This window comes from Nostoc sp. UIC 10607, assembly GCF_047228265.1.
GTDB lineage: Bacteria > Cyanobacteriota > Cyanobacteriia > Cyanobacteriales > Nostocaceae > Nostoc > Nostoc foliaceum_A.
The window spans coordinates 1-289 of sequence record NZ_JBIQNW010000294.1 but is presented as its reverse complement, the minus strand read 5'-3'; the positions used below and the strand labels follow the sequence as shown (position 1 = coordinate 289).

The window sequence follows — 289 nt, the reverse complement described above, 5'->3', positions numbered from 1 at the left end:
AAAATACTGATACGGCTAACCATGCGCTCGTCCGGCAAAATTACCCGCTTCTGTCAATGGCGATTTTAGCTGGTGCCTCCGTACAGCTTCGCAATATGGCGACCAACGGGGGAAATTTAATGCAGCGCACCCGTTGCCAGTATTTTTACGACATCGCTATGCCGTGTAACAAACGCGAGCCTGGCAGCGGATGCGGAGCTATTCAGGGACTCAATCGCATTCATGCCATTTTTGGCTACAGCGATAAATGCGTGGCAACTTACCCAGGCGATATGGCGAATGCGCTTTA

The 289-nt window shown here is 50.9% G+C and carries 1 protein-coding gene; it reads left to right on the top strand.

What is annotated here, in order from left to right:
• The coding region (locus tag ACEYW6_RS36825; protein WP_412983697.1) for an FAD binding domain-containing protein at window positions 1-289 on the top strand (289 nt) is incomplete at both ends.